We start from the raw sequence: 20,989 nt of genomic DNA, 5'->3' as shown, positions 1-20,989 counted from the left end.
CAGCTTTTGGCCTCTGAAACCCGCCTGCTAATTTGTTGTACAAGCTCTTTTCAAATCTGTAAGTGTGGCCATCAGTAACATTGGGTCTAAGGGAGATGGTTCAAATCCAGTAGTTTCATAAAATGATTTTGCTTCATCGGAAAGTGCATGAATAATCATGCCACGAATACCGATAAGATCGGCTGCTTGTATTACCCTTAAGGCAGCATCTTTCACCAATGCACGCCCTATCCCTTTTCTCTGCAATCGTCGATCAACAGCCAAACGCCCTAACACTACAACAGGTATTGGGTTAGGCATATTCCGCTTAAAATGACCAGGTGCTGTATTAATTACAATAGCACTGGCCGCCAAAGAATAATAAGCTAGCACCCGACTCTCATTACACACAACATAAGTTTTTGATGCTCCAGTTAAATTATTTTTTAAAGCACGGTTTTTTAACCACTGATCAAGTGTAACAACACCAGAGTCAAATTCCTCAAGCTGATGGCTGCTGGTCAGAAGCCCTGGTTCTGAAACTATCATAGTTCCTTATCCCAAGGATTTTCCATTTGCATGGTTTTTCTCAGCTGTGAATTAGGTTGTGGAGGCATATCTAAACGCGCCAAAAATTCGGCATATGCCTCTGGACTGACAGAAATAACTGCTTGTTCAAGCAGAGTTTCCTCTGCCATGCGACGGGCAGCTTCCAGCACAAAATCTGTTCGATTCTTCCCCTGAATAGCTGCCGCCTTGTCTATCAGGTTCCGTATTTCTGGTTTTATGCGAATATTCAATGTATCGCGTTTTACTGTTTGCATGGTTCACCTCGGCATGAGTATTGAGCATTTTTCGATTAAGAATATCACCCTGAACAGTAATGTCAAAGTCATTACAGTTGTTTATTTTGCAAACTCCAATAGCCCTTGAAGTTTAGAACCATTCTTTATTATCACTCAATCTGTCTACAATTTTTTATATTTCAATAATTGTATACTTTACTTACAATTTGAATAAAATCTGCCCACAGCCTGTGAGCAGTTTCACTATTATTTAATATCAACTATCTCAGAAGGTTTTATTGTGATTTTTTGCCCGTGTAATTCACAATCATCTATCAATTGAATAACACCTTCTTTAGCCCATCAAGCTTGTGCTCCCTCTGCTTCTTTATATGGAACAACTGAATCACTGATATCAATAAAGGGTTTACTTTATAAAATAGATTTAAACTTGTCATCATAGTTTCCATCAGGAAGCTTCCAATTAATTAAACGATTAGCAGTTTCCCAATAAATAATAACTCGTTCAAATTCATTACTTCCATTTTTCTTATTAAACTTATAACCAATCAGACAAAAGTCATTGTTTACATTTTGTGTGTTTAAGACTTTAATAATATAGCTAAATGCAAGGATGTCATTTTCTTTATATCTCTTAATTGTCAACGGATTAAAATAACTATCTGGTTTACGATTATAAACCCCCACCCTCCTGATTCTTCCCAAGCTTTAAAATCCAATTTGTCTTGCTTTGGATAAGCCCAAAAAGGTAATAATACTATGATAAAACCAATTAAATATTTCATATATCATTCCCTTATTTAAGGTAACAATCTGATAACTTATAAAAATCTTGTCCTTACAACGAAAACAGCTTGGTAAAATTTGGGCCAGGAGATTCAGATTCTTCAGTTCTCCATGCAATAACTTCTGTATTTGCTATTTTATTACTCCTGACTATATTGATAGCACTTGTAATTAATTGGCGATAAGCTAAAAAATGCAAATGAGTTCCGTCATTCGCAGTAACTACCATACCATCAATTCTATCCTTTATATCAGATTTAATATTGGGATATTGACTAAACCCTTCTACTTATTTTTTAATTATGCTTTTCATCTTTCAGAGTATAATTATCAACAATAGGAATTATTTATTACCGTTTTATTTAAATGCCATCGGTAATATTCGCAATGGCATGGCCTGTTGATGTTGATTAACACACATTAATTAGAGTAAGAATCAGGAATGGAATGAATCAAACCTGCCTGACAAGGGCAACTGCTTCGGCTATCCAGCGTGCCGGCCATTTTTTGCTGATGATTGAGAAAACTCCCGACACCACCAATAATCTGGTAAGTGCCGCCATATCTGCCACAACTGACCGATGAACCTTCAAGGGCAGATTGCTTACCATAGAAAGTGACCTGACTGCTGCCTGTTAAGATAGCACCACCACATGTTGTCTGATCCCCAACAACTAAAAAGTATCCAATAGCCATCATTCATCCTTAAAGTGAATTTAATGTGATTTGATTAATCAATATATTATCTATAAATACGGAGCGATTAAAGAAATCATTATTCATGATTCAAAATCAATTTATTCATCTTGTTTTACTCGAAATCCTCAGTATTTGTGACAATTAATACATAAAAAATATAGACAAACTCTTTATTTCAGTAAGTTATGTGACAAACATCAATTTTAAACATGCATTTCTAAAATATTACTTAAAAAAGCTAATCGGTTTCTGATTCTCCTGATAGAGTTATTAATTAATTTAACAGAAATTTATCTTAACACCTATTGAGTTTCTCAAACATTCATAAATCCTGAAAATTAAAAATGAGGAAAGATATGTCAAAGCTCGTTTATTATGTTGCCGCCACAATGGATGGTTATATTGCTACAGAAAACCATGAATTAGGTTGGTTAGAGACATTTACCCTCAGCGATGAAGCCACTCCCTACGAGAAATTTTATCAAAGCATTGGCGCGGCAATTATAGGTGCAGGGACTTATGAATGGATTATGAAAAACACTTCTGGTCACTGGCCGTATCAGAATATTCCCTCTTTTATTCTCTCCGCCAGAAATTTGCCCATTCCGGCAGAAATTAATGCTGTTGTCACTCATGATTCAGCCAATCAAATTGCTGCCAAAGCAAAAGCGGCGGCTAAGGGTAAAGATGTCTGGGTCATTGGTGGAGGAAAAACGGCTGCATTTTTTGCAGATGCAGGAGAATTACAACAACTGTTTATTACTACGGTTCCCGTGTTTTTAGGCTCAGGCATTCGCGTTCTGCCAGTCAGCCGTTCGATTCAGGCAGTACCTAATAAACAACGATTATTGAACAGTGGCGCAATCGAAACCATCATGGATATCAAGTCAACAGCATGATTATTTGCAAAAAGGTATCGCCGTGGCCCTGTTCCCCTATTCCCGCCTTGTCTATATCTTTGAGGCAGTTCAGGCAGCAATATTGCCACAGGCTGAATTAGCAAAACGCTTTGGCGTTTCCAGCCGGACTATCCGTACAGATATAACAGAATTAAATGATATTCTGCACGATTATGGGGCACAGATCTTTTATAAACGTAAAATTGGTTATGCTCTTCGTATTGACGATCCTTCGCTATTTGCTTCCCTGATCCAACAAAAACAGACAATCAGAACGATCCCACGCACAGCCGACGATCGCATTGATGCTTTGCTCTTGAAACTGTTAATGGGTTCAGCACCTATCAAACTGGATGATATTGCGGAAGAATGGTCTGTCAGCCGTAGCACACTGCAACATGATATGGGCGTTATACGTCAGATCTTAAACAAGTATCCCCTGCAACCAGAAAGCATTCCTCATTTGGGTACTAAATTGAGTGGCGATGAAAGATTAATTCGTGCCTGCCTGACAGATACCTTGATCCACCGTTTTTTACTGGCATTTGAACCCTCTCTCAGCCAGTTCAGACCGGATATTCTGACCAATATCGATCTGCCCCGTATCGAAAAAACCCTGCAAAACAGTCTGACCCGATATGATATCCGTCTGACCAGTGAAGGGCGACAATATCTGATATTCAACTGTGCGGTTTCTATTCTCAGAATGAGTCACAGCTACCGACTGCCCTCCGGCTCAGTCAGTGAGCTGGATAACGCGATCCAGAATGCAGTACATGAAATTTCAAAAGCATTGAGTCTCTTTTGGAACAATGGCATGCCTGCCGCAGAAGTATTCTATCTCGGCAGGCAGATCGCTGCTCAGCGAATTCCAAAACAGAATACTCTCACCAGTCAAATCACTGATAGCCATCAATGGGTGGGAGATATCCTTAACTACATCAGTCAATCCTATAACTATGACTTACGTCATGACAGCAAGTTAAGACACGATCTTGCTACTCATTTAGCGGTATTAATCAGCCGGTTACAGAATAAAATCAATACGAAAAACCCGCTGTTAGCCGAGATCAAACAATATTATCCGTTCGCTTATGATGTGGTCGTCAGCGCTCTGAGCCGTATAGAAGATCAATTTCCTTGTGTCGTTGGTGAAGATGAACTGGGCTATCTGGCTGTACATATCGGTGTTGGCCTTGAGCGTCATTATGGCCGGGCTAACCATGTGCTGATCGTCACCGATGCTGGTAATGCTACCCAACGGATGATCGAGGCCCAAATTGCCCGTGAATTCCCCCAACTCAGTATCCAACGAGTATTGCCGCCTCACGAATACGATTTATTAGAGTATGTGGAAGAGAACTTCGTTATCACAACTCTGCGCCTGCATGAAAAAAATAAACCTGTCACCAAAATCTCCGCATTTCCGACTTCCTATCAACTGGAGCAGATCCGGCGACTGGTCATGCAGGATCAGACCTATCCTTACATTCTTGAGCGTTTTTTTGATGAACGTTATTTCATGATTATCAAAGATGAAATGACTCAGAAGGACTTGTTTAAAAAGATTTGCCGTAAATTACAGGCAGACGGCTATGTGGAAGAAAATTTCTGCGCTTCATTGACCGAACGGGAGTCGATTATCTCCACGTTATTAGGTGAAAATATTGCGCTGCCGCACTCATTAGGGTTATTGGCACTAAAAACGGTTGTCGTCACCATCCTTGCCCCTAAAGGCATTGAATGGAACAAGGAAACAAAAGAGCAGGCAAATGTTATTTTCCTGCTTGCTATCAGCAAAGATGACTATGAAGAAGCCATGGCGATTTATGATCTGTTTGTTACATTCGTCAGGGAAAAAGCGACCAAAAGATTACTGCGCAGCAGAAATTTCCTTGATTTTCAAATGATAGCTAAAGACAGCCTTACCCGCTCTCGCTGAATGAATATGAGTCGATTATCAAACATCAACAGAAACCTAAAGTTATAATGTGACCAGACTCGCAGGTTGAGAAAATTCTCTCTCCCTGTTTTTATTCAAATATGCCCCAAGATCCCACAGTGGCTAACTATTTTCAGTTAATTTCCACTTTGAAACGGAAATCAGCCAACTCCAAAGCCGAAAATAAAATCGATAAAGTCATCTCTGTAAAAAACACTACGTTAGCCTAATGGTCGATTTGATGGGGAACCAGTTATGAATAATCTCCCTGTGCGTTTCAACATGGCAAAAGAGACTAATGACCCGGAAGTTGTCAGCCAAAAATTACTGAGGCTTATTGGTCAATGGCTGGAAGAGGCGGGGACTTATACCACCGAAGTTCAGCAACAGATGTTGGAATTTCATGTCAAATCGATGGTCATGAGAGCCAAAACAGGAGAACCCTTGCCAGAAGTGGATTATTCTCTGTTTGATGAAATTTCTCCAGAATCCATCACATTGGCTGCTCAAGTCGTTGAATCCCTGACCGGATTAGCCGCCGAAGAGATTTATCTGCTGTCTGTGCACTTTGAAATTGCACGTTCCAATCCTTAACTGTCAGAAACAAGGTTTTCGGGAATTGCATTTTGGAGAGAGTATTTCGGAGATAACATCATGAAAAAACAAGTTATTGTAGTAATTGGTGATCGTTTAGGTAAAGGACAAAATGTGGCTGCCGGTGTTGAAGCCGCTGGCGGCAAAGCAATAGTCATTTCCGGCATAGCCGCAGATATGAAACTGGGTGATGTAATGCACAGTGAACACGGAGATATCGGTATCTCTTTCTGTGGGAGTGGAGGTGCCGGCGCAATCACGGCACAGAACAAATATGGCTATAAGATTCGCCACGGTATGCGTTCCATTGAAGAAGGCGAAACCGCCATCCACGAAGGCTGTACCGTGCTTGGATTTGGTTTTATGGATAAAGCTGAGCTGGGCGAGCGTCTTGTGCGGGCTTTTTTATCCACGAAATCAAACAGCCAAAAACAGAGGTAATCATGAAGTCGGTGCTCGAAACGTCGGTTAGGGTCAGCGGTGCCGGTGATACCAAACAAAAAGCCGTTGCTGATGCGCTGAGTGCTGTACAACGCACGGTATTGAAAGGGACATCCCACCTGATCCTGCGCATTGAACCGAAGGATGTTGCCATTATCAGAGCCACCAGCACAGTGACAACAGAGAAGTTCCTGTTCTTTTTCCTGCCTCGTCAACGTGAACGCTATTCCGTTGTACTGGATGTTTTCGTCAATGTCACTTTGTTGGATGTGCAAGCCATTCATTTCAGTCAATTATCGTAGTGACTGATTGATATGGAGAAAATCTTATGGGAGCTACAGCGTCATTTCTCGAAATACTCGGTATGTCACTCCTGATCGGTGGCCTGTGCGGTTTTGGCCTCGGTGCCGGAGCAGCCCGCATGTTCCATGCTCCGACAGTACAGGGAATGGGCGCTTTCCGCACACTAGGAGAATTAAATTCATGCGAAGGTGATCCTGCATCCCACTTCTCTTTTGGACTTGGTTTCTTCTTTAACGCCTGGGCTTCCTCCGTTGCTGCCGGAGCGTTCACTCAAGATGTCGATCATCGCATTATCCCCAATTGGGGAGCCGCTGCCCTGATGATCAAAAACCGTAATGTGGCAGAAACTCTGCACAACCCCAAAAAAATGGCTATTGCCTGTGGGATCGTCGGTGCACTGTTAGTGGCTTTCCTGAACACCACCGCTTCTGCTGTTCCGGCAGCTTTACAAACTACCGCCACCCATGTGCTGGTGCCTGCGGCTAATTTACTGGTCAATACCGTAATGCCTGTACTGTTCTGGCTGGCAGCTATGGATGCCGGCCGCCGCTCCGGTTTCTGGGCTACCTTGTTTGGCGGCTGCGCACAATTGATTATGGGGAATGCCATTCCCGGTCTGGTTCTCGGTATCCTGCTTGGGAAAGGCGTCGATGACAACGGCTGGAATAAAGTAACCCGAACCATGCTGGTCGCCGTCGTTTTACTGTTTGTCCTCAGCGGATTCTTCCGTGAATTCGATCTGAAACTACTGACCGCTTTCACGCTGGAAACTCCGAACTGGCTGCAACATATCCATCAATTACTGAGTGGAAAATAATCATGAATACGGAACTGAACAAAAGCGATTTCTGGTATGCCGAATGGACATTCCCGCTGTTTGTTGGTCTGCTGTCAGCCGGAATTTTTGCCGGTACACATATGTACGTGGTGTATGGATTCGGTGCATTCAACGAAGTGGCATTCGTCGCGATGCTGCGCTCCGGCATTGATACCGGGGCTTACGGCGCGGTGGCTGCATTCGGTGCCAGTTTCCTGTTTGCCCGGATTATTGAAGGTTCATTAGTTGGGGTCCTGGATATCGGTGGCGCCCTGCAAACAGGTATCGGTCTGGGCGTTCCTGCGCTGCTGCTGGCAGGGGGTTTTGATTTTCTGATTACCAATTTCTGGGCTGCATTGCTCACTGGCATGTTACTGGGTATTGCTGTCGGCCTGATCATTATTCTTGCCCGAAAATTCACGGTCAATCAGGGAAACTCCACCTTTGGGGCAGATGTCATGATGGGCGCAGGCAATGCCTCCGGCCGTTTTCTCGGCCCTTTAATTATTCTGGCTGCGATGGCGGCTGCTATTCCTATTGGTATCGGTTCGCTGGTTGGTGCACTACTCTTTTATTTATGGAAAAAACCGGTTGCAGGTGGCGCTATTTTGGGTGCGATGGTACTCGGTTATTTCTTCCCTCTTTCTACGTAAAGATTCTGTGTAAAGAGCTATTAGCGTAAAGAATCATCAACCTAAAGAGTCGCTATCATGTATGACTTAATTATCAGACAAGGAAAACTTATCAATGGGGATATCACTGATATCATCGTCAATGATGGCAGGGTCATCGATATCGGCCCGGCTGTGGCAACGGGATTGAATGCCAGTAAAGAGATTGATTTGTGCGGTCATTACCACATCAGCGCAGGCTGGATTGATGCCCATACGCATTGTTACCCCAAATCCCCCCTTTATTTCGATGACCCGGATTTAATCGGCGTAACCAAAGGTGTCACAACGGTTGTCGATGCAGGTAGCGCTGGCGCTGATGATATCGACCCTTTTTATCATGCTGCCCGTAAGGCGAAAACCCATGTTTATGCTTTCCTGAACATTGCCCGCACTGGCATCAGGAACCAGAACGAACTGGCAGATTTAACCCAGATTGACGATAACAGCCTGCAAGATGCCGTCAAACGCCACGCCGGATTTGTCATTGGCCTGAAAGCCCGTATGAGCAAAAGTGTGGTAGGCGAAAATGGCCTCCAGCCCTTGCTCAAGGCAAAAATGATGCAGCAAAAGAACGGATTGCCATTGATGGTACATATCGGCAATCCTCCGCCCAATCTGGAGGAAATTGCTGATCAACTGACCAAAGGCGATATCATCACCCACTGCTTTAACAGCAAACCGAACCGCATCCTTGATAACGAAGGTCATCTGAAAGCCGCCATTCAACGGGCAATAGAGCGCGGGGTCATTTTAGATGTAGGGCATGGTACAGAAAGTTTCAGCTTCAGGATTGCGGAACAGGCCATACGCTCCGCAGCCTATCCCCATATGATCAGTTCCGATATTTACCAACGAAACCGGATAGACGGGCCGGTTTATAGCCTCGCTACCGTAATGAATAAATTCCTCAGTATGGGAGTTTCCCCAGAACAAGTCCTTAACAGTGTCACGATCAATGCAGCAAATTTCCTGCGTTTGTCACGCAAAGGCCGACTGGAACATGGTTTTGACGGTGACATCACGATTTTTGAGCTGAAAAATCAACATATTGAGCTTGTGGATGCCGAGGGAGAAGTCAGAGTCGGCACTCAACAATTTATTCCCATTGCCGCTATCATTTCTGGCACAGATATCGTGGTGGCAGATCCGATAGTGACCGACAGGAGCACTCACAATGACATCTCTGTATGAAAAATATCAACTGCGGCAGGTCATCAATGCTGCCGGACGGATGACCGCACTCGGAGTTTCAACACCGCGTCCTGACGTGATTGAACAGGTCGCCACAGGACTCCACCATTATTTTGAGATGGATGACCTGATAAATAAAACAGGAGCATATATTGCCAATTTACTTGGTGTAGAAAACGCAGTTATCGTCTCCTGCGCTTCAGCGGGGATCGCCCAATCTGTGGCAGCGGTGATAACCAAAGATGACAATGACCTGTTATTTAACCTGCACAGTTCAGAGAAACCCATTCCCCGTGACATCATCATTGCCAAAGGGCACAACGTAAACTTTGGCGCTCCTGTTGAGACGATGATGACATTGGGTGGCGGCAGAGTCATCGAAGCAGGTTTCGCCAACGAATGCACTCCTGTTCAGCTAGCCGCTAAAATCACCTCCCAAACTGCGGCTATCCTCTATATCAAATCACACCATGCTGTCCAGAAAAGTATGCTGACTGCCGCACAGGCGGCTGATATCGCACATCAGCACGACCTGCCTTTAATTGTGGATGCCGCCGCCGAGGAAGATTTAACCCTTTATTACCAGCAAGGTGCGGATTTGGTGATCTACAGCGGAGCCAAAGCGATTGAAGGCCCTACCAGCGGATTGGTGATTGGCAGACAACCTTATGTTGAGTGGGTTAAACAGCAAAGCCACGGTATCGGGCGTGCCATGAAAATCGGCAAAGAGGGCATTCTTGGCCTGACATTAGCTATCGAACAGTACCTTAAAGCCAAAAAAGAAACCGGTACTGAGATGGTCGCAAGATTAGAACCGTTTGTTGAAAAACTTAATCACATTCCCGGCATATCCGCCAAAATCGTCCGGGACAGCGCTGGTCGCGATATAGCACGGGCTGAGATTACTTTTGACGAACAAAGGATTAATAAAAATACATTTGAAATTCTGGCACAACTCCGGCAAGGCAATACTGCGATCTATTTTCGGGAATATAAAGCCAATGAAGGTAAAGTCGAGGCAGATATCCGTAGTGTTTCGACAGAACAACTCGATACAATTGTTGCGGAAATCAGACGGGTTGTAATACAGGAACGACAAATATTTTAACACCCAAAAGCACATTATCTTTTGGATTCCAAGTTGCAACCAGTAAAGCGGCAACCTGGAAAACGACGGGTATATATTTCAGATTTCAATTACCTAAATATTTAATATATATTCATAATTGAATCGTCTTATTATTCTCCGACGACTGATAAGTAAGGAAAAGGATCTGAAGAAAAATATTATGGCAAGTGATCATAGTTTTCATGATAGTTTCTACTGACTACTTTCTCAATGCGTCTTTCATTGCTCAAATTAATTTCGGCATAATGGGGAATATAATGGCTATAAATAAATACAATGTCAGTGAAAAATTATTTTCATTAGAAAAGTTCAGTAAAAAAACCCGACAAGATTTACATAAAATCCCCGAACTCTCTGGCCGGGAATTTAAAACTGCAAAATATTGCCATGATTTAATGACAAGTTTTGGTTATGCCATTAAAAATTATGCAGGCTATACCGGTTTTATTGCTGACTTAATTATTGATCCGGCTAAACCTTTAATTGCATTTCGTGCTGATATGGATGCGCTCGCTATGCCCGATATGACTAATAATGAGCATAGCTCTATCCATGAGGGTTGCGCACATAATTGTGGTCATGACATCCATATGACAGTAGCCCTGACCGCAGCCAATTATCTGTCACAGCATCAGAATGAAATGAATGCCAACGTACGCTTTATCTTTCAAATGGCTGAAGAAGATATGCGTGTTCCGGGTGCGAATAAAATGGTTGAACTGGGATGTATGGACGGAGTTAGTGAAGTCTATGCTCTGCACAACGATGCTGCTGTGGAGACCGGAACAATCAGTCTCAATAGCGGTGTGGTAACATCATGGGGTTCAACATGGACACTGGATGTATACGGTGTTTCTGCTCACGGCGCTACACCACAGAGAGGGCTGGATGCCATTCGAGAAGCATGCCGCATCATTGATTATCTGGACTATATCGTTGCCAAAAAAACCAGTCCTTTCAGCCCTGCGGTATTCAATTGCGGTATGATTACTGGCGGCACAATTCCCAACGCCGTTGCCGATCATGTTCAGGCTCAGGGAACTATCCGGGCAATGGATAAAGAGACCGACCAGATTCTGAAAAACAGTATTCAAGAAATTATTGCCCGCAGCGAAGCGGGGGGATTCAAAGCCACAATGGCTTACGTCACCTATCCCGCGGTAGAAAACCATCCTCATGCTTACCAGCGAATCATAGAAGCGGCCAGCAAATTCCTGCCACAAAGAAATATCGAAACTAACAGCCGACCAACGACAGGCAGTGATGATTTCAGCTACATGATTAATGCCACCCAAAATCGCACAGGTGCTATGTTCATGCTTGGCAGCGGAAATAAAACGAAAGGAATAAATAACTTTCCACACTCTAACCCTTATTTTGTTGACGATGATTGTCTGCTGGTTGGAACACAGATTTTTATTCATCTTGTTACTCATTAATCATGCTGGATCACCTGAAAGCCGGAAGGATCCTTTCTTCACAACAACGGCAGATGCCCAGAATCTACTGTCACAGGGAGCGCAAATGCGTAATGAAATGGTAATACAAGCGATGTATCCGTTGGAACAGATGCTTGATTATTTGAATAAACAGACTGATTAAAACATTAAAGTATTTCACCATGATAATATTTTGAATAAAAAGGCCGGGAAGAATATTCCCTTGCCTTTTTATTACCAATATATTTATTTTAGCTTATTATATTGCGATGCCAAATTATCCAAGAAGTCTAATTGTCCCTTTATCAGATCCGTTATATTGACCTGATTAATTTCCTTACCTGATAATTTGTGTAATTGATTGGTAAATGAACTCCACGCTTGCTCCAGTTTAACCGCCTCGGAAAGCATAGTGGTGCGTTCTGTCTCAATTTGCATCATATCTTTTAAACCAGAAAGCTGCTGCTCTGTTTTCCATAATGTAGTTTTCAGCACCTTAGATTCTTTTATTACCTGATCGACTTGATCACTGAGTTTCATTCTGGCATCCGCCAAATCGCTATATTTCAGTCCTTCAGAAATTTTACCCAATATTTTTCTGATAATCTCAGCACTTTGTTTAATAGCCTGTTTGATGGCTTCTTTTTTAGGATCTGTGAAATCTAAACTATCAATATCACTGGCGCTTGGGATAAAATCCTTAAACATATCGGCAATATTATTTGCGCGAATGACATCCTGACTTTCGATAATTTTATCCCGTTCAGCATCCAATTTCTTTCTTTTTTCGGCTTTCTTCTCGATATCACTCTGTAATTTTGCTGCTTGTGCTTCCGTTTGCTTCAAAATATCTTTCAAACGTTCTGCAATCACAATATTACTAATATCGTCAATTTTTTCAGCCAATTGACTGGTTCTCTTGCTGAATTTATCAATCACATACTCGGCATCTTTCGATAATTTTAGGATCAATTGCTCGCGTTCTTCCAATAAAGCTTTGCGATCACCATCGCCCAGATTGGAGTCCGACAAAGCTTCATCGATTTCACGGATAGTACTGAAAATACTTTCCACAGTGAACTGGCGTAGTATTGGCGTTAATTGTGATAGAGAATCGCGTATCATTTCATTGAGGTCGCGGCTATAAAGGCCAACTTGTTTGGCTTTTTCATCAATAATTTCAATACCTGATGTTTGTTGTTGCGCCAAACGCCAAATAGTATTTACTGTCTGATTCAGAGCTTTAATATTGATTTCTGGATACAAAATTTCTGGTTGTGAGATAATATTCTCAGACATTCTATTATTCCTTTTTATTTTATAAATTAATTTAAGCAGATATTAGCTATAGAGTTTTTGATATTCAGCTAATGCCGCATCGAAAGTTTCTATTAATATCTCAGCACAACCTTTAACTTTTTCCCAAGGACTAATAACATCCTTAAACGTCAATACAAAAGAGGTCAGTTTCATTGCATTATCAATCTCAGCAAACTGATTTTTTGAAATCTTAATTTGTGTTAACATTGTGTTCCATACGAATTCCAAATGACCCAGGGCAACTTCTGCATCCTGCATACATGTACAAATACTCATAAAATTCAGGGATACTTCTTGAATGGCCGTTTGCAAGGCACTCTTATTTTTCACTTGATTTTGCAAATCTTTGACTTCATCGATCAATTCATTTTTCCGTTTACGGGCTTTTTCTGCTTTGTCACCAAAAATACCGCCAGTAATCGCCAGACCAATGATTCCCAGTGGAATTCCAGAAAATGACTGAGCAACATATCTATTATAGTCTTTTTGGAGTTGTTCAATCTGTTTATTTTTCTCATCAATTTCGTCTTGCAACTCTTTGATAGTAGTAGAAAGATGATTATCATCCATCAGTTTTTTCTTCCTATCGACTTGTGATTGTAACGCTTGTCCAGGTTTGCCATTTGATAATGTTCCACCAAACAGTGTAATTTTAAAGTCGGTTACTGCATTTTTAACTCGCAGGGTATTCTCTTGCTGTTTTATAATATCGTTTTTCATTCTTTCAAGAAAATTACCCAATTCGACAGCGATGTCTTTATCATCCTGGGTATAAAGTATTTCAGCTAATTTCGCTTTTATTTTAGCTAATTTCTCATTGTGCTCCTTATTGAATTTGTCTGACTTTCTTGAATCGTATAACTTGCCTAATTCGTCTATATTGCCTAATTCTGTCTTGACTCTGTCAAGAATCGGCATTTCTTTAATAACACTGATTATTTCTCCTCCAGTTCCGGTAATTTGTTTACCAGCATTTTCCAAGTCGATACTTTGCTGTTTAACTTGACTTTCCACATCATTCCAGCTATTCGCATGATCGTGAATGTCTTTAAATAAGGTGGTAATATCGTCTGGTTTCAAACCATCGATATCAATATCTTTATAACCGATATATTCCATTACTTGCTTCGAATTAGTAGGAAGTGCCAATCCATGCTTAACGTATAATTTTATATTAATGAGATCTTGTTTAGTGAAAATCCCCCCAGAACGAGCCGCTCCTTCTATCTGACCGGTTAATAATTTTAAGGTGATTGCAGGAACTTCTGATGCAGGTATTATATTTTCCGCTAAAGATTGATTTAAACTCATATCGTTTTCCATTAGTGTTATTGATTTATATTAATTAAACTTTTTATTTTTCCATCTGAAAACTATTTTATTTTAATATGAGTTAAATATGTAAAATCGTATTACCAAAATGTAAAAACATGATATTTTAATGTGAATATTTATTTAAATTTATATTATATATTTTATTTATTTCACCTAAGAAAGTATTTTAATAAAATTAAAATATTGTTTATTTACCACTTTACTAACTAAAATAATAAACTTCATAAACCATTATGGATGATTTCGCTTATTTCTTCGACAAGTTCATTGGATAGAATCAAACCATCTCTTTTAGCCTGAAGTAAGTTGCTCTGGATATTTCCGTTCTTTATCCACGGTGTTCAAAATCTAATCCTGGCATCATCGGGAATAAATTTAAACGTTACTGATCTGGTTTTGCAAAGACTGATGATATGAACGGCCTATCAGCCTGATGAAAAAATGATTTAGGTAAAATTTGGAATATGAGTAAACTCGCCTGGGAAGAATGAGCTTGTTGTTGATAACGGTAATACTAATTTCTTTCTATTCGATGAGATTTGAAAATAAAATTGACAGTAATAAATTTACAATCAGAACGATACCAGGCAGAGGAATAACTACATTTTTTCAATTAAATGGGAAGACGTATTAACAAAGCTATAAAATTCATTTTCACTTTGGCATTAATAGACAACAAGCATAATACAAGCATAATTCATTACCCCAATCTATTAGTTACTCAGGAAATTAAAACCATTAAAACAATAAATTTAAGTAATATAAAAAACATTATACTTTCACACTAATAGAATAAAGTGTGATCTAAAACTCAAACAACGTATCTTTTCATATTCAAAATTCTGAAATCTGACTAGGATGGGGGGATTATTACTTCATTCTATGAATTATTTCATCATAAAAGTAATCATTCTGTTAGCACCAATTTACATTATTCAATTCACTACTCCTGCCATATGAAGGAGAAAAGGCATGAAGAAAAAACAAATAAATCAAAAGGATATTGATAATCTTATTCGGCTAATCGGGGGGCAAGAGAATATTGCCTCCGTAAGCCATTGTATCACCAGACTCAGATTTGTTCTTAATGCGCCAGAAAAAGCCGACGCCAAAGCTATTGAAGAATTACCTATGGTAAAAGGTTGTTTCACCAATGCCGGCCAGTTTCAGGTAGTCATCGGGACGAATGTAGATATCTATTATAAAGCCCTGCTCGCCGCCACCGGAAAGCAGTCGGCCAATAAAGAAGAGGTCAAACAGGCCGCGCGACAAAATATGAAATGGTATGAAAATGCAATTTCACATTTTGCTGAGATCTTCTTCCCGTTACTGCCTGCCCTTATCAGTGGCGGTCTGATATTAGGCCTGCGCAACTTGATCGGGGGAATTCCATTCAGTGAAGAAAAATCCCTCGCTCAGATGTATCCAATCTGGCAAACCATCTATGATTTCCTCTGGCTGATTGGTGAAGCCATATTTTTCTATCTGCCTGTCGGTATTTGCTGGTCTGCCGTTAAAAAAATGGGCGGAACCCCCATTCTGGGCATTGTTCTGGGGATCACACTGGTCTCCCCACAATTAATGAATGCCTACTTACTTGGGCAACAGGTGCCTGATGTCTGGAATTTTGGCTGGTTTACCATCTCCAAAGTGGGTTATCAGTCTCAGGTCATACCTTCCCTGATGGCTGGCCTGACGTTGGGATGGATTGAAACACGCTTGAAGAAACTGGTGCCGGATTATCTTTATCTGGTGATTGTTCCGGTCGTTTCCCTGTTGCTGGCAGTTTTCCTTGCCCATGTGCTAATTGGCCCAATTGGGCGTGTAATCGGTGATGGTGTTGCATGGTGTGTCAAAGGGCTGATGACCGGAAGTTTTGCTCCGATTGGTGCCGCTTTGTTTGGCTTCTTCTATGCTCCACTGGTTATTACCGGTGTACATCAGACTACATTGGCCATTGACCTGCAAATGATCCAAAGCACAGGCGGAACACCTATCTGGCCAATCATTGCTCTGTCCAATATTGCTCAAGGCTCTGCGGTTATCGGGATTATCTGGGCAAGTAAAAAAGAAAAAGAGCGGGAGATTTCAGTTCCGGCAGCAATTTCAGCCTATCTCGGCGTTACCGAACCTGCCATGTATGGTATTAACCTGAAATACCGCTATCCCATGTTCTGTGCAATGATTGGAACCAGCCTGGCGGGTCTGGTGTGTGGACTCAATCATGTTACCTCCTATGGCATCGGTGTGGGAGGAATACCGGGTATTCTGTCCATCAAACCCCAGTTCTGGGTAATCTACCTTATCGCCATGCTTATCGTTATTGTTGTACCAATGGTGCTTACCGTTCTGATGTATCGCAGAAATGAACGCAAAGTCGCCTTGGCTAATGAAGCAGCAAGTTAATAGGATACAGGTTAATAGGAATTGTTATGACTGAACAACAACCGTGGTGGTTAGACAGTACTATCTACCAGATTTACCCAAAAAGTTTTCAGGATAGTACAGGAAGTGGTACGGGGGATATTAATGGGATCACCCAACGTCTGGATTATTTACAGCGCCTCGGTGTAGGCGCTATCTGGATCACACCAATTTATCCATCTCCACAGGTAGACAATGGCTATGATGTTGCCGATTACTGCGCCATTAATCCTGATTATGGAACAATGGGAGACTTTGATAATTTGGTGGAAAATGCACATCGCCGTGGCATTCGCATCATTTTAGATATGGTCTTTAACCACACTTCAACCGAGCATCCGTGGTTTAAGGCGGCACAGGATATTCATAGCCCTTATCGCCAGTTTTATATCTGGCGGGAAAGTGCCAAGGATCCCCTTCCCAATAACTGGAAATCCAAATTCGGTGGTAACGCCTGGCAATGGCATCCAGATAGCCAACAGTATTACCTTCATCTGTTTGCTGTAGAACAAGCTGATTTGAACTGGGAACATGAACCCGTTCGAACCGAGCTGAAGAAAGTCTGTGAGTTCTGGGCCGACCGTGGCGTCGATGGGCTAAGATTGGATGTGGTTAATCTCGTCTCAAAACAACAGGACTATCCTAATGATGAGCATGGTGATGGCCGCCGTTTTTATACTGATGGCCCGCGGATACATGAATTTTTGCAGGAGATGAGCCACGATGTTTTCCAACCTAAAGGATTAATGACTGTCGGAGAGATGTCCTCCACACGCCTTGAACACTGTGTCCACTATAGCGCATTGGATGGTAAAGAACTCTCCATGACGTTTAATTTTCATCATCTGAAAGTTGATTATCCTGATGGTGAGAAATGGACTCTCGCTAAGCCTGATTATATTGAGCTGAAAAGGATTTTTTCAACATGGCAACAAGGCATGCATCAAAAAGCCTGGAACGCACTTTTTTGGTGTAACCACGATCAACCCCGCATTGTTTCCCGGTTTGGTGATGAAAACCAACACCATAAAACATCTGCCAAAATGTTAGCGATGGTGCTGCACGGCATGCAGGGAACACCCTATATTTATCAGGGTGAAGAGCTAGGTATGACAAATCCTCACTTTAAGCGTATCGAAGACTATCGGGATATTGAAAGCCTGAATATGTATCAAGAGCGTATTGAAAAAGGCGTACAGCCAGAAGAGATTCTGGCAATTCTGGCACAGAAATCCCGTGACAATAGCCGAACTCCGATGCAATGGGACGATTCCAGCAACGCCGGTTTTACTTCTGGTACTCCGTGGATCGCTACTTGCGATAATTATCGTGAAATCAATGCAGAAGCAGTATTACTGGACAAAGATTCTGTATTTTACTGCTACCAGGATTTGATTAAGTTAAGAAAAACACAACCCATCCTAACTTATGGTGATTATCTGGATATTTTACCCGATCACCCTTCACTGTGGTGTTATCTGCGTCGTTGGCAGGATCAAACTCTGCTGGTTATCGCCAATCTAAGTGACGAAACACAGCATTGGTCTCCAGATCCTGAACTCACACATCAGGATTGGCGGGTACTCATCAGTAATTATCCATCATCAGGAAAAAAAATAGAGAAAGAAATTAAGCTCAATCCTTATGAAGCAATATACTTAATTTCAACATAACAATATTATTTATGTATTTCATTTCATCATAATATATTGTTTATATGATAACCAGAACAATATGCCTCACAAAATAAAAAGTGAGGCATATTATTAAACAGAAAAAAAACTTATAAATAAAAACAGTAAAAAAACAACAGATATCTCCTGCACAAAAAAATTCCACATCCAGCTTTACTTTCATTAACTCCTGCTATACTTAAAAATAAAACATATACTCATCATCTTTCAAATTACAGCTTCGTTGACTGATATTCTCCTATTGTCGCACTGTATTCCGAAAGAAACTAAAAAATTGTTTTTTAAAAGGAGCGATTATTATGGTTGAAATTGCCAAACTATTATTCTGTAATAGTACAAATTCAGTCTGGAAAAAAATATCCAGTACCTCTAAAGATTTTAATATTAGTAATTTCCCTGAATCAATAGATCCGTTAAGTGTTAAACTTTTTGCTATTGTTTTTACCGGAAATGATATCGAAAATTGTAACTTTGACATAAGATATCAAATAATGGATGCTAATAAAAGTACCTTTATGATAAGTGGAAAGTATGACTATAATTTTGGACAATTAGATCTAGAGTTTTACTTAGAAAATTTAGAAACAACGACGCTTAATAAAGGTACTATATTTAGCCTTGGCTGGAGAACTGATCAAATAATCCATTTTATGCTTATTGGTGATGTAGATAGCTACATCGGGCCTTATATAGATGGCTGGAGCTGGATGCGGGACTATCGGAATATATTAGGAAATTATCCAATAAGTAAACTCTGTATTCCCGGTTCCCACGATGCAGGAATGAGTGTAATGACATCGAGTACAACATTCGTTCGTGAATGCAATACATTAACACAATCAAACGATATATTTGAGCAATTACGATTTGGCATAAGATATTTTGATATCAGACCTGTTCTCAAAGATGGCAACTTTTTTACAGGTCACTATAGAGAAATTCTATTCGTGTGGGAAGGGGCAAATGGTGAATCAATTGATTCTATGATTAGTTCAATTAACTATTTTACACGGATGAACAGCGAATTAGTCATAATCAGGCTTGATCACTCTCTTGATCTAGATGTAGGTTTTTGGGAAAAAGATCATCCTTTTTATCAAGAACAATGGGATAACTTATTTAAAAAACTCTCTCAGATTAATAATTTGTATTTTCATGATAATAACCGTAAAATTTTAGACTTAACATTTGATGAATTAACAGATAATGGAACTCATTCAGCAGTTTTAATCTTTGTAGAAAATAAGAAAACCAACGTTGACTTGCAAGAATATCATAACAAAGGATTCTACTACCTTAATGAACTGAATATGTATCACAAATACTCTAATAAAAATACTGTGTTTCAAATGGCTTCAGATCAATTTGCAAAAATGGAAAAATATTCTCCAACACACTATTTTGAGTTATCCTGGATTCTTACCCAAGATATTGAACAAATAGCAACATGTTCTTATAGCATTAGGGATTTGGGAGATATCGCAAATGATGAATTAGTCTATGATGTTTATCCACGTATAACAAAAAAAGCATATCCGAATATCATTCTTATCGATAATGTAAAAGATCAAATAGCAGCAACATTATGCGTAGCTATCAATTGGTGGTTAAAGTAGAAACAATTTATAGGAATTAATTTCTTTGATAATTAACTACATATTTATAAAATGGTAATATATTCATACTCTACTTCATAGCGTTTGTACAAAACTTATGCCATACTTTTTTGAGTCTCAAACGAGGAGTATGCCATTATGTTTTACTCAAGATACCTGACTTACTTGGGGATTTTTAGTCTGCTATTACCCGCTCTTGCAGCACAAGCATCAGCCCAACAATTATCCCCAGACCTGAAGAATTACCTGGAACAACAGATTAGTAAACAAGTTACAGATAAATCAGCGTTGAAAGATATAAAAAAATGGTCAGATGCTAAAAAAGTCGCAGAATTTATTTGCCGTCCTTTTGCTTTACCCATCATTAAACAGCAACACAAAGATGCCGATAAAGTTTTCCTTGGTGATGTCTCACCCAATAGCATAAGACTGGAATCTTCTTCAGAATTAGTCGGTACTGGTATGTATAGAACAGATGATGGCTGGAAGGATATTCGGTTCTCCTGCAAATTAGATGCAATGGGTAAAGCGCATTCATTTAAGTACCAGAATACTAATCTACCCAAATTACAAACCGGGCAGGAGCCTGTAGTTCTTCCCAATAAGGGGAAATAATACAACGTATGCTGTTACTATTGCATATCCTGTCACTACTTAGTCTTGCTGCCAGAATAGCCAAGTGATGAAACACAACGTTGGTCTCCAGATCCTGAACTTACACATCAGGATTGGCGGGTACTCATCAGTGATGCTCCATCATCAGCAAAAAAATAGAAAAGGAAATTAAACGCAATCCTTATAAAAATATACTTAATTTCAACATAACAATATTATTTATGTATTTCATTTTATCATAATATATTGTTTATAATATAATTTAAATATTATACCTCGCCAAATA

General features: G+C 40.4%; 21 protein-coding genes. 15 read left to right on the top strand and 6 right to left on the bottom strand.

Annotation, left to right across the window (positions count from 1 at the left end; all coding sequences use genetic code 11):
* Window positions 1–27: 27 nt before the first annotated feature.
* The 4 genes from BDD26_RS06450 to BDD26_RS06435 form a co-directional block, all read right to left on the bottom strand.
* The gene (locus BDD26_RS06450; RefSeq protein ID WP_115825882.1) at window positions 28–528 is read right to left on the bottom strand and encodes a GNAT family N-acetyltransferase; all 501 of its coding nucleotides are present in this window, start codon (window positions 526–528) and stop codon (window positions 28–30) included.
* Window positions 525–803 (bottom strand): type II toxin-antitoxin system TacA family antitoxin, encoded by a 279-nt coding sequence (locus BDD26_RS06445; RefSeq protein WP_115825881.1) that lies wholly within the window; start codon window positions 801–803, stop codon window positions 525–527. The genes BDD26_RS06450 and BDD26_RS06445 overlap by 4 nt, the downstream gene beginning before the upstream one ends.
* A 623-nt stretch (window positions 804–1,426) precedes the next feature.
* Window positions 1,427–1,570, bottom strand: coding sequence for a hypothetical protein (locus BDD26_RS19485; RefSeq protein WP_156933333.1), 144 nt, complete (start codon window positions 1,568–1,570; stop codon window positions 1,427–1,429).
* A gap of 421 nt (window positions 1,571–1,991) precedes the next feature.
* Window positions 1,992–2,267: a PAAR domain-containing protein gene (locus tag BDD26_RS06435; RefSeq protein ID WP_038264734.1), complete on the bottom strand. Its 276-nt coding sequence runs from the start codon at window positions 2,265–2,267 to the stop codon at window positions 1,992–1,994.
* Window positions 2,268–2,626: 359 nt separating this feature from the next.
* Here BDD26_RS06435 and BDD26_RS06430 point away from each other — a divergent pair, with 359 nt between their 5' ends.
* The 11 genes from BDD26_RS06430 (at window position 2,627) to BDD26_RS19480 (ending at window position 11,862) form a co-directional block, all read left to right on the top strand.
* A complete protein-coding gene (locus BDD26_RS06430) occupies window positions 2,627–3,169 on the top strand; it encodes a dihydrofolate reductase family protein (RefSeq protein ID WP_115825879.1) in 543 nt (180 codons plus the stop codon).
* 4 nt (window positions 3,170–3,173) lie between these two features.
* Complete coding sequence (locus BDD26_RS06425; RefSeq protein WP_232217469.1) at window positions 3,174–5,111, top strand: BglG family transcription antiterminator; 1,938 nt, start codon at window positions 3,174–3,176, stop codon at window positions 5,109–5,111.
* 255 nt (window positions 5,112–5,366) lie between these two features.
* Entirely contained in the window at window positions 5,367–5,705 is a 339-nt protein-coding gene (locus BDD26_RS06420; protein WP_038264740.1) for a transcriptional antiterminator, read from the top strand.
* A 60-nt stretch (window positions 5,706–5,765) separates the two neighbouring features.
* Window positions 5,766–6,146, top strand: a complete 381-nt coding sequence (locus BDD26_RS06415; RefSeq protein WP_038264743.1) for an SFCGS family glycine-rich protein — start codon at window positions 5,766–5,768, stop codon at window positions 6,144–6,146.
* A gap of 2 nt (window positions 6,147–6,148) precedes the next feature.
* Window positions 6,149–6,448 carry a DUF4312 family protein gene (locus tag BDD26_RS06410; protein ID WP_115825878.1) on the top strand — a complete coding sequence of 100 codons (300 nt, stop codon included), beginning with the start codon at window positions 6,149–6,151 and terminating at the stop codon, window positions 6,446–6,448.
* A 26-nt stretch (window positions 6,449–6,474) separates the two neighbouring features.
* Window positions 6,475–7,266 carry a DUF4311 domain-containing protein gene (locus BDD26_RS06405; RefSeq protein WP_115825877.1) on the top strand — a complete coding sequence of 264 codons (792 nt, stop codon included), beginning with the start codon at window positions 6,475–6,477 and terminating at the stop codon, window positions 7,264–7,266.
* A 2-nt stretch (window positions 7,267–7,268) separates the two neighbouring features.
* Window positions 7,269–7,919: a DUF4310 family protein gene (locus BDD26_RS06400; RefSeq protein WP_115825876.1), complete on the top strand. Its 651-nt coding sequence runs from the start codon at window positions 7,269–7,271 to the stop codon at window positions 7,917–7,919.
* Between the two features lie 57 nt (window positions 7,920–7,976).
* Window positions 7,977–9,131: an amidohydrolase/deacetylase family metallohydrolase gene (locus tag BDD26_RS06395; protein WP_115825875.1), complete on the top strand. Its 1,155-nt coding sequence runs from the start codon at window positions 7,977–7,979 to the stop codon at window positions 9,129–9,131.
* Window positions 9,115–10,239, top strand: a complete 1,125-nt coding sequence (locus BDD26_RS06390; protein WP_038264753.1) for a DgaE family pyridoxal phosphate-dependent ammonia lyase — start codon at window positions 9,115–9,117, stop codon at window positions 10,237–10,239. Before BDD26_RS06395 ends, BDD26_RS06390 begins: the two co-directional genes overlap by 17 nt.
* A gap of 278 nt (window positions 10,240–10,517) precedes the next feature.
* On the top strand, window positions 10,518–11,699 hold the full coding sequence (locus tag BDD26_RS06385; protein WP_176551337.1) for a M20 metallopeptidase family protein: 1,182 nt from the start codon (window positions 10,518–10,520) through the stop codon (window positions 11,697–11,699).
* Entirely contained in the window at window positions 11,686–11,862 is a 177-nt protein-coding gene (locus BDD26_RS19480; RefSeq protein ID WP_170140381.1) for a hypothetical protein, read from the top strand. The genes BDD26_RS06385 and BDD26_RS19480 overlap by 14 nt, the downstream gene beginning before the upstream one ends.
* Before the next feature lie 83 nt (window positions 11,863–11,945).
* On the opposite strand, the gene BDD26_RS06380 is transcribed toward BDD26_RS19480, so the two are convergent.
* Window positions 11,946–12,998, bottom strand: coding sequence for an alpha-xenorhabdolysin family binary toxin subunit B (locus tag BDD26_RS06380; RefSeq protein ID WP_115825874.1), 1,053 nt, complete (start codon window positions 12,996–12,998; stop codon window positions 11,946–11,948).
* Between the two features lie 42 nt (window positions 12,999–13,040).
* The gene (locus BDD26_RS06375) at window positions 13,041–14,330 is read right to left on the bottom strand and encodes an alpha-xenorhabdolysin family binary toxin subunit A (RefSeq protein WP_280524511.1); all 1,290 of its coding nucleotides are present in this window, start codon (window positions 14,328–14,330) and stop codon (window positions 13,041–13,043) included.
* Window positions 14,331–15,326: 996 nt separating this feature from the next.
* Here BDD26_RS06375 and treB point away from each other — a divergent pair.
* The 4 genes from treB (at window position 15,327) to BDD26_RS06355 (ending at window position 20,703) form a co-directional block, all read left to right on the top strand.
* A complete protein-coding gene (gene treB, locus BDD26_RS06370) occupies window positions 15,327–16,760 on the top strand; it encodes a PTS trehalose transporter subunit IIBC (protein WP_115825872.1) in 1,434 nt (477 codons plus the stop codon).
* A gap of 26 nt (window positions 16,761–16,786) precedes the next feature.
* Window positions 16,787–18,451, top strand: a complete 1,665-nt coding sequence (gene treC, locus BDD26_RS06365) for an alpha,alpha-phosphotrehalase (RefSeq protein WP_115825871.1) — start codon at window positions 16,787–16,789, stop codon at window positions 18,449–18,451.
* Window positions 18,452–18,771: 320 nt separating this feature from the next.
* Entirely contained in the window at window positions 18,772–20,088 is a 1,317-nt protein-coding gene (locus BDD26_RS06360; protein WP_038262637.1) for a PI-PLC domain-containing protein, read from the top strand.
* 138 nt (window positions 20,089–20,226) lie between these two features.
* Complete coding sequence (locus BDD26_RS06355; protein WP_115825870.1) at window positions 20,227–20,703, top strand: hypothetical protein; 477 nt, start codon at window positions 20,227–20,229, stop codon at window positions 20,701–20,703.
* Window positions 20,704–20,989: the final 286 nt, after the last annotated feature.

The sequence above is a fragment of the Xenorhabdus cabanillasii genome (genome assembly GCF_003386665.1).
GTDB classification, from domain to species: domain Bacteria; phylum Pseudomonadota; class Gammaproteobacteria; order Enterobacterales; family Enterobacteriaceae; genus Xenorhabdus; species Xenorhabdus cabanillasii.
The sequence above is the reverse complement of the archived record's forward strand: the minus strand, read 5'-3'. Positions and strand labels throughout refer to the sequence as shown.

Bases quoted from the DNA above. Each gene is read 5' to 3' on its own strand.
- BDD26_RS06450 (WP_115825882.1), bottom strand. From the start codon at position 528: ATGATAGTTTCAGAACCAGGGCTTCTGACCAGCAGCCATCAGCTTGAG.
- BDD26_RS06445 (WP_115825881.1), bottom strand. From the start codon at position 803: ATGCAAACAGTAAAACGCGATACATTGAATATTCGCATAAAACCAGAA.
- BDD26_RS19485 (WP_156933333.1), bottom strand. From the start codon at position 1,570: ATGAAATATTTAATTGGTTTTATCATAGTATTATTACCTTTTTGGGCT.
- BDD26_RS06435 (WP_038264734.1), bottom strand. From the start codon at position 2,267: ATGGCTATTGGATACTTTTTAGTTGTTGGGGATCAGACAACATGTGGT.
- BDD26_RS06430 (WP_115825879.1), top strand. From the start codon at position 2,627: ATGTCAAAGCTCGTTTATTATGTTGCCGCCACAATGGATGGTTATATT.
- BDD26_RS06420 (WP_038264740.1), top strand. From the start codon at position 5,367: ATGAATAATCTCCCTGTGCGTTTCAACATGGCAAAAGAGACTAATGAC.
- BDD26_RS06415 (WP_038264743.1), top strand. From the start codon at position 5,766: ATGAAAAAACAAGTTATTGTAGTAATTGGTGATCGTTTAGGTAAAGGA.
- BDD26_RS06410 (WP_115825878.1), top strand. From the start codon at position 6,149: ATGAAGTCGGTGCTCGAAACGTCGGTTAGGGTCAGCGGTGCCGGTGAT.
- BDD26_RS06405 (WP_115825877.1), top strand. From the start codon at position 6,475: ATGGGAGCTACAGCGTCATTTCTCGAAATACTCGGTATGTCACTCCTG.
- BDD26_RS06400 (WP_115825876.1), top strand. From the start codon at position 7,269: ATGAATACGGAACTGAACAAAAGCGATTTCTGGTATGCCGAATGGACA.
- BDD26_RS06395 (WP_115825875.1), top strand. From the start codon at position 7,977: ATGTATGACTTAATTATCAGACAAGGAAAACTTATCAATGGGGATATC.
- BDD26_RS06390 (WP_038264753.1), top strand. From the start codon at position 9,115: ATGACATCTCTGTATGAAAAATATCAACTGCGGCAGGTCATCAATGCT.
- BDD26_RS06385 (WP_176551337.1), top strand. From the start codon at position 10,518: ATGGCTATAAATAAATACAATGTCAGTGAAAAATTATTTTCATTAGAA.
- BDD26_RS06380 (WP_115825874.1), bottom strand. From the start codon at position 12,998: ATGTCTGAGAATATTATCTCACAACCAGAAATTTTGTATCCAGAAATC.
- BDD26_RS06375 (WP_280524511.1), bottom strand. From the start codon at position 14,330: ATGAGTTTAAATCAATCTTTAGCGGAAAATATAATACCTGCATCAGAA.
- treB (WP_115825872.1), top strand. From the start codon at position 15,327: ATGAAGAAAAAACAAATAAATCAAAAGGATATTGATAATCTTATTCGG.
- treC (WP_115825871.1), top strand. From the start codon at position 16,787: ATGACTGAACAACAACCGTGGTGGTTAGACAGTACTATCTACCAGATT.
- BDD26_RS06360 (WP_038262637.1), top strand. From the start codon at position 18,772: ATGGTTGAAATTGCCAAACTATTATTCTGTAATAGTACAAATTCAGTC.
- BDD26_RS06355 (WP_115825870.1), top strand. From the start codon at position 20,227: ATGTTTTACTCAAGATACCTGACTTACTTGGGGATTTTTAGTCTGCTA.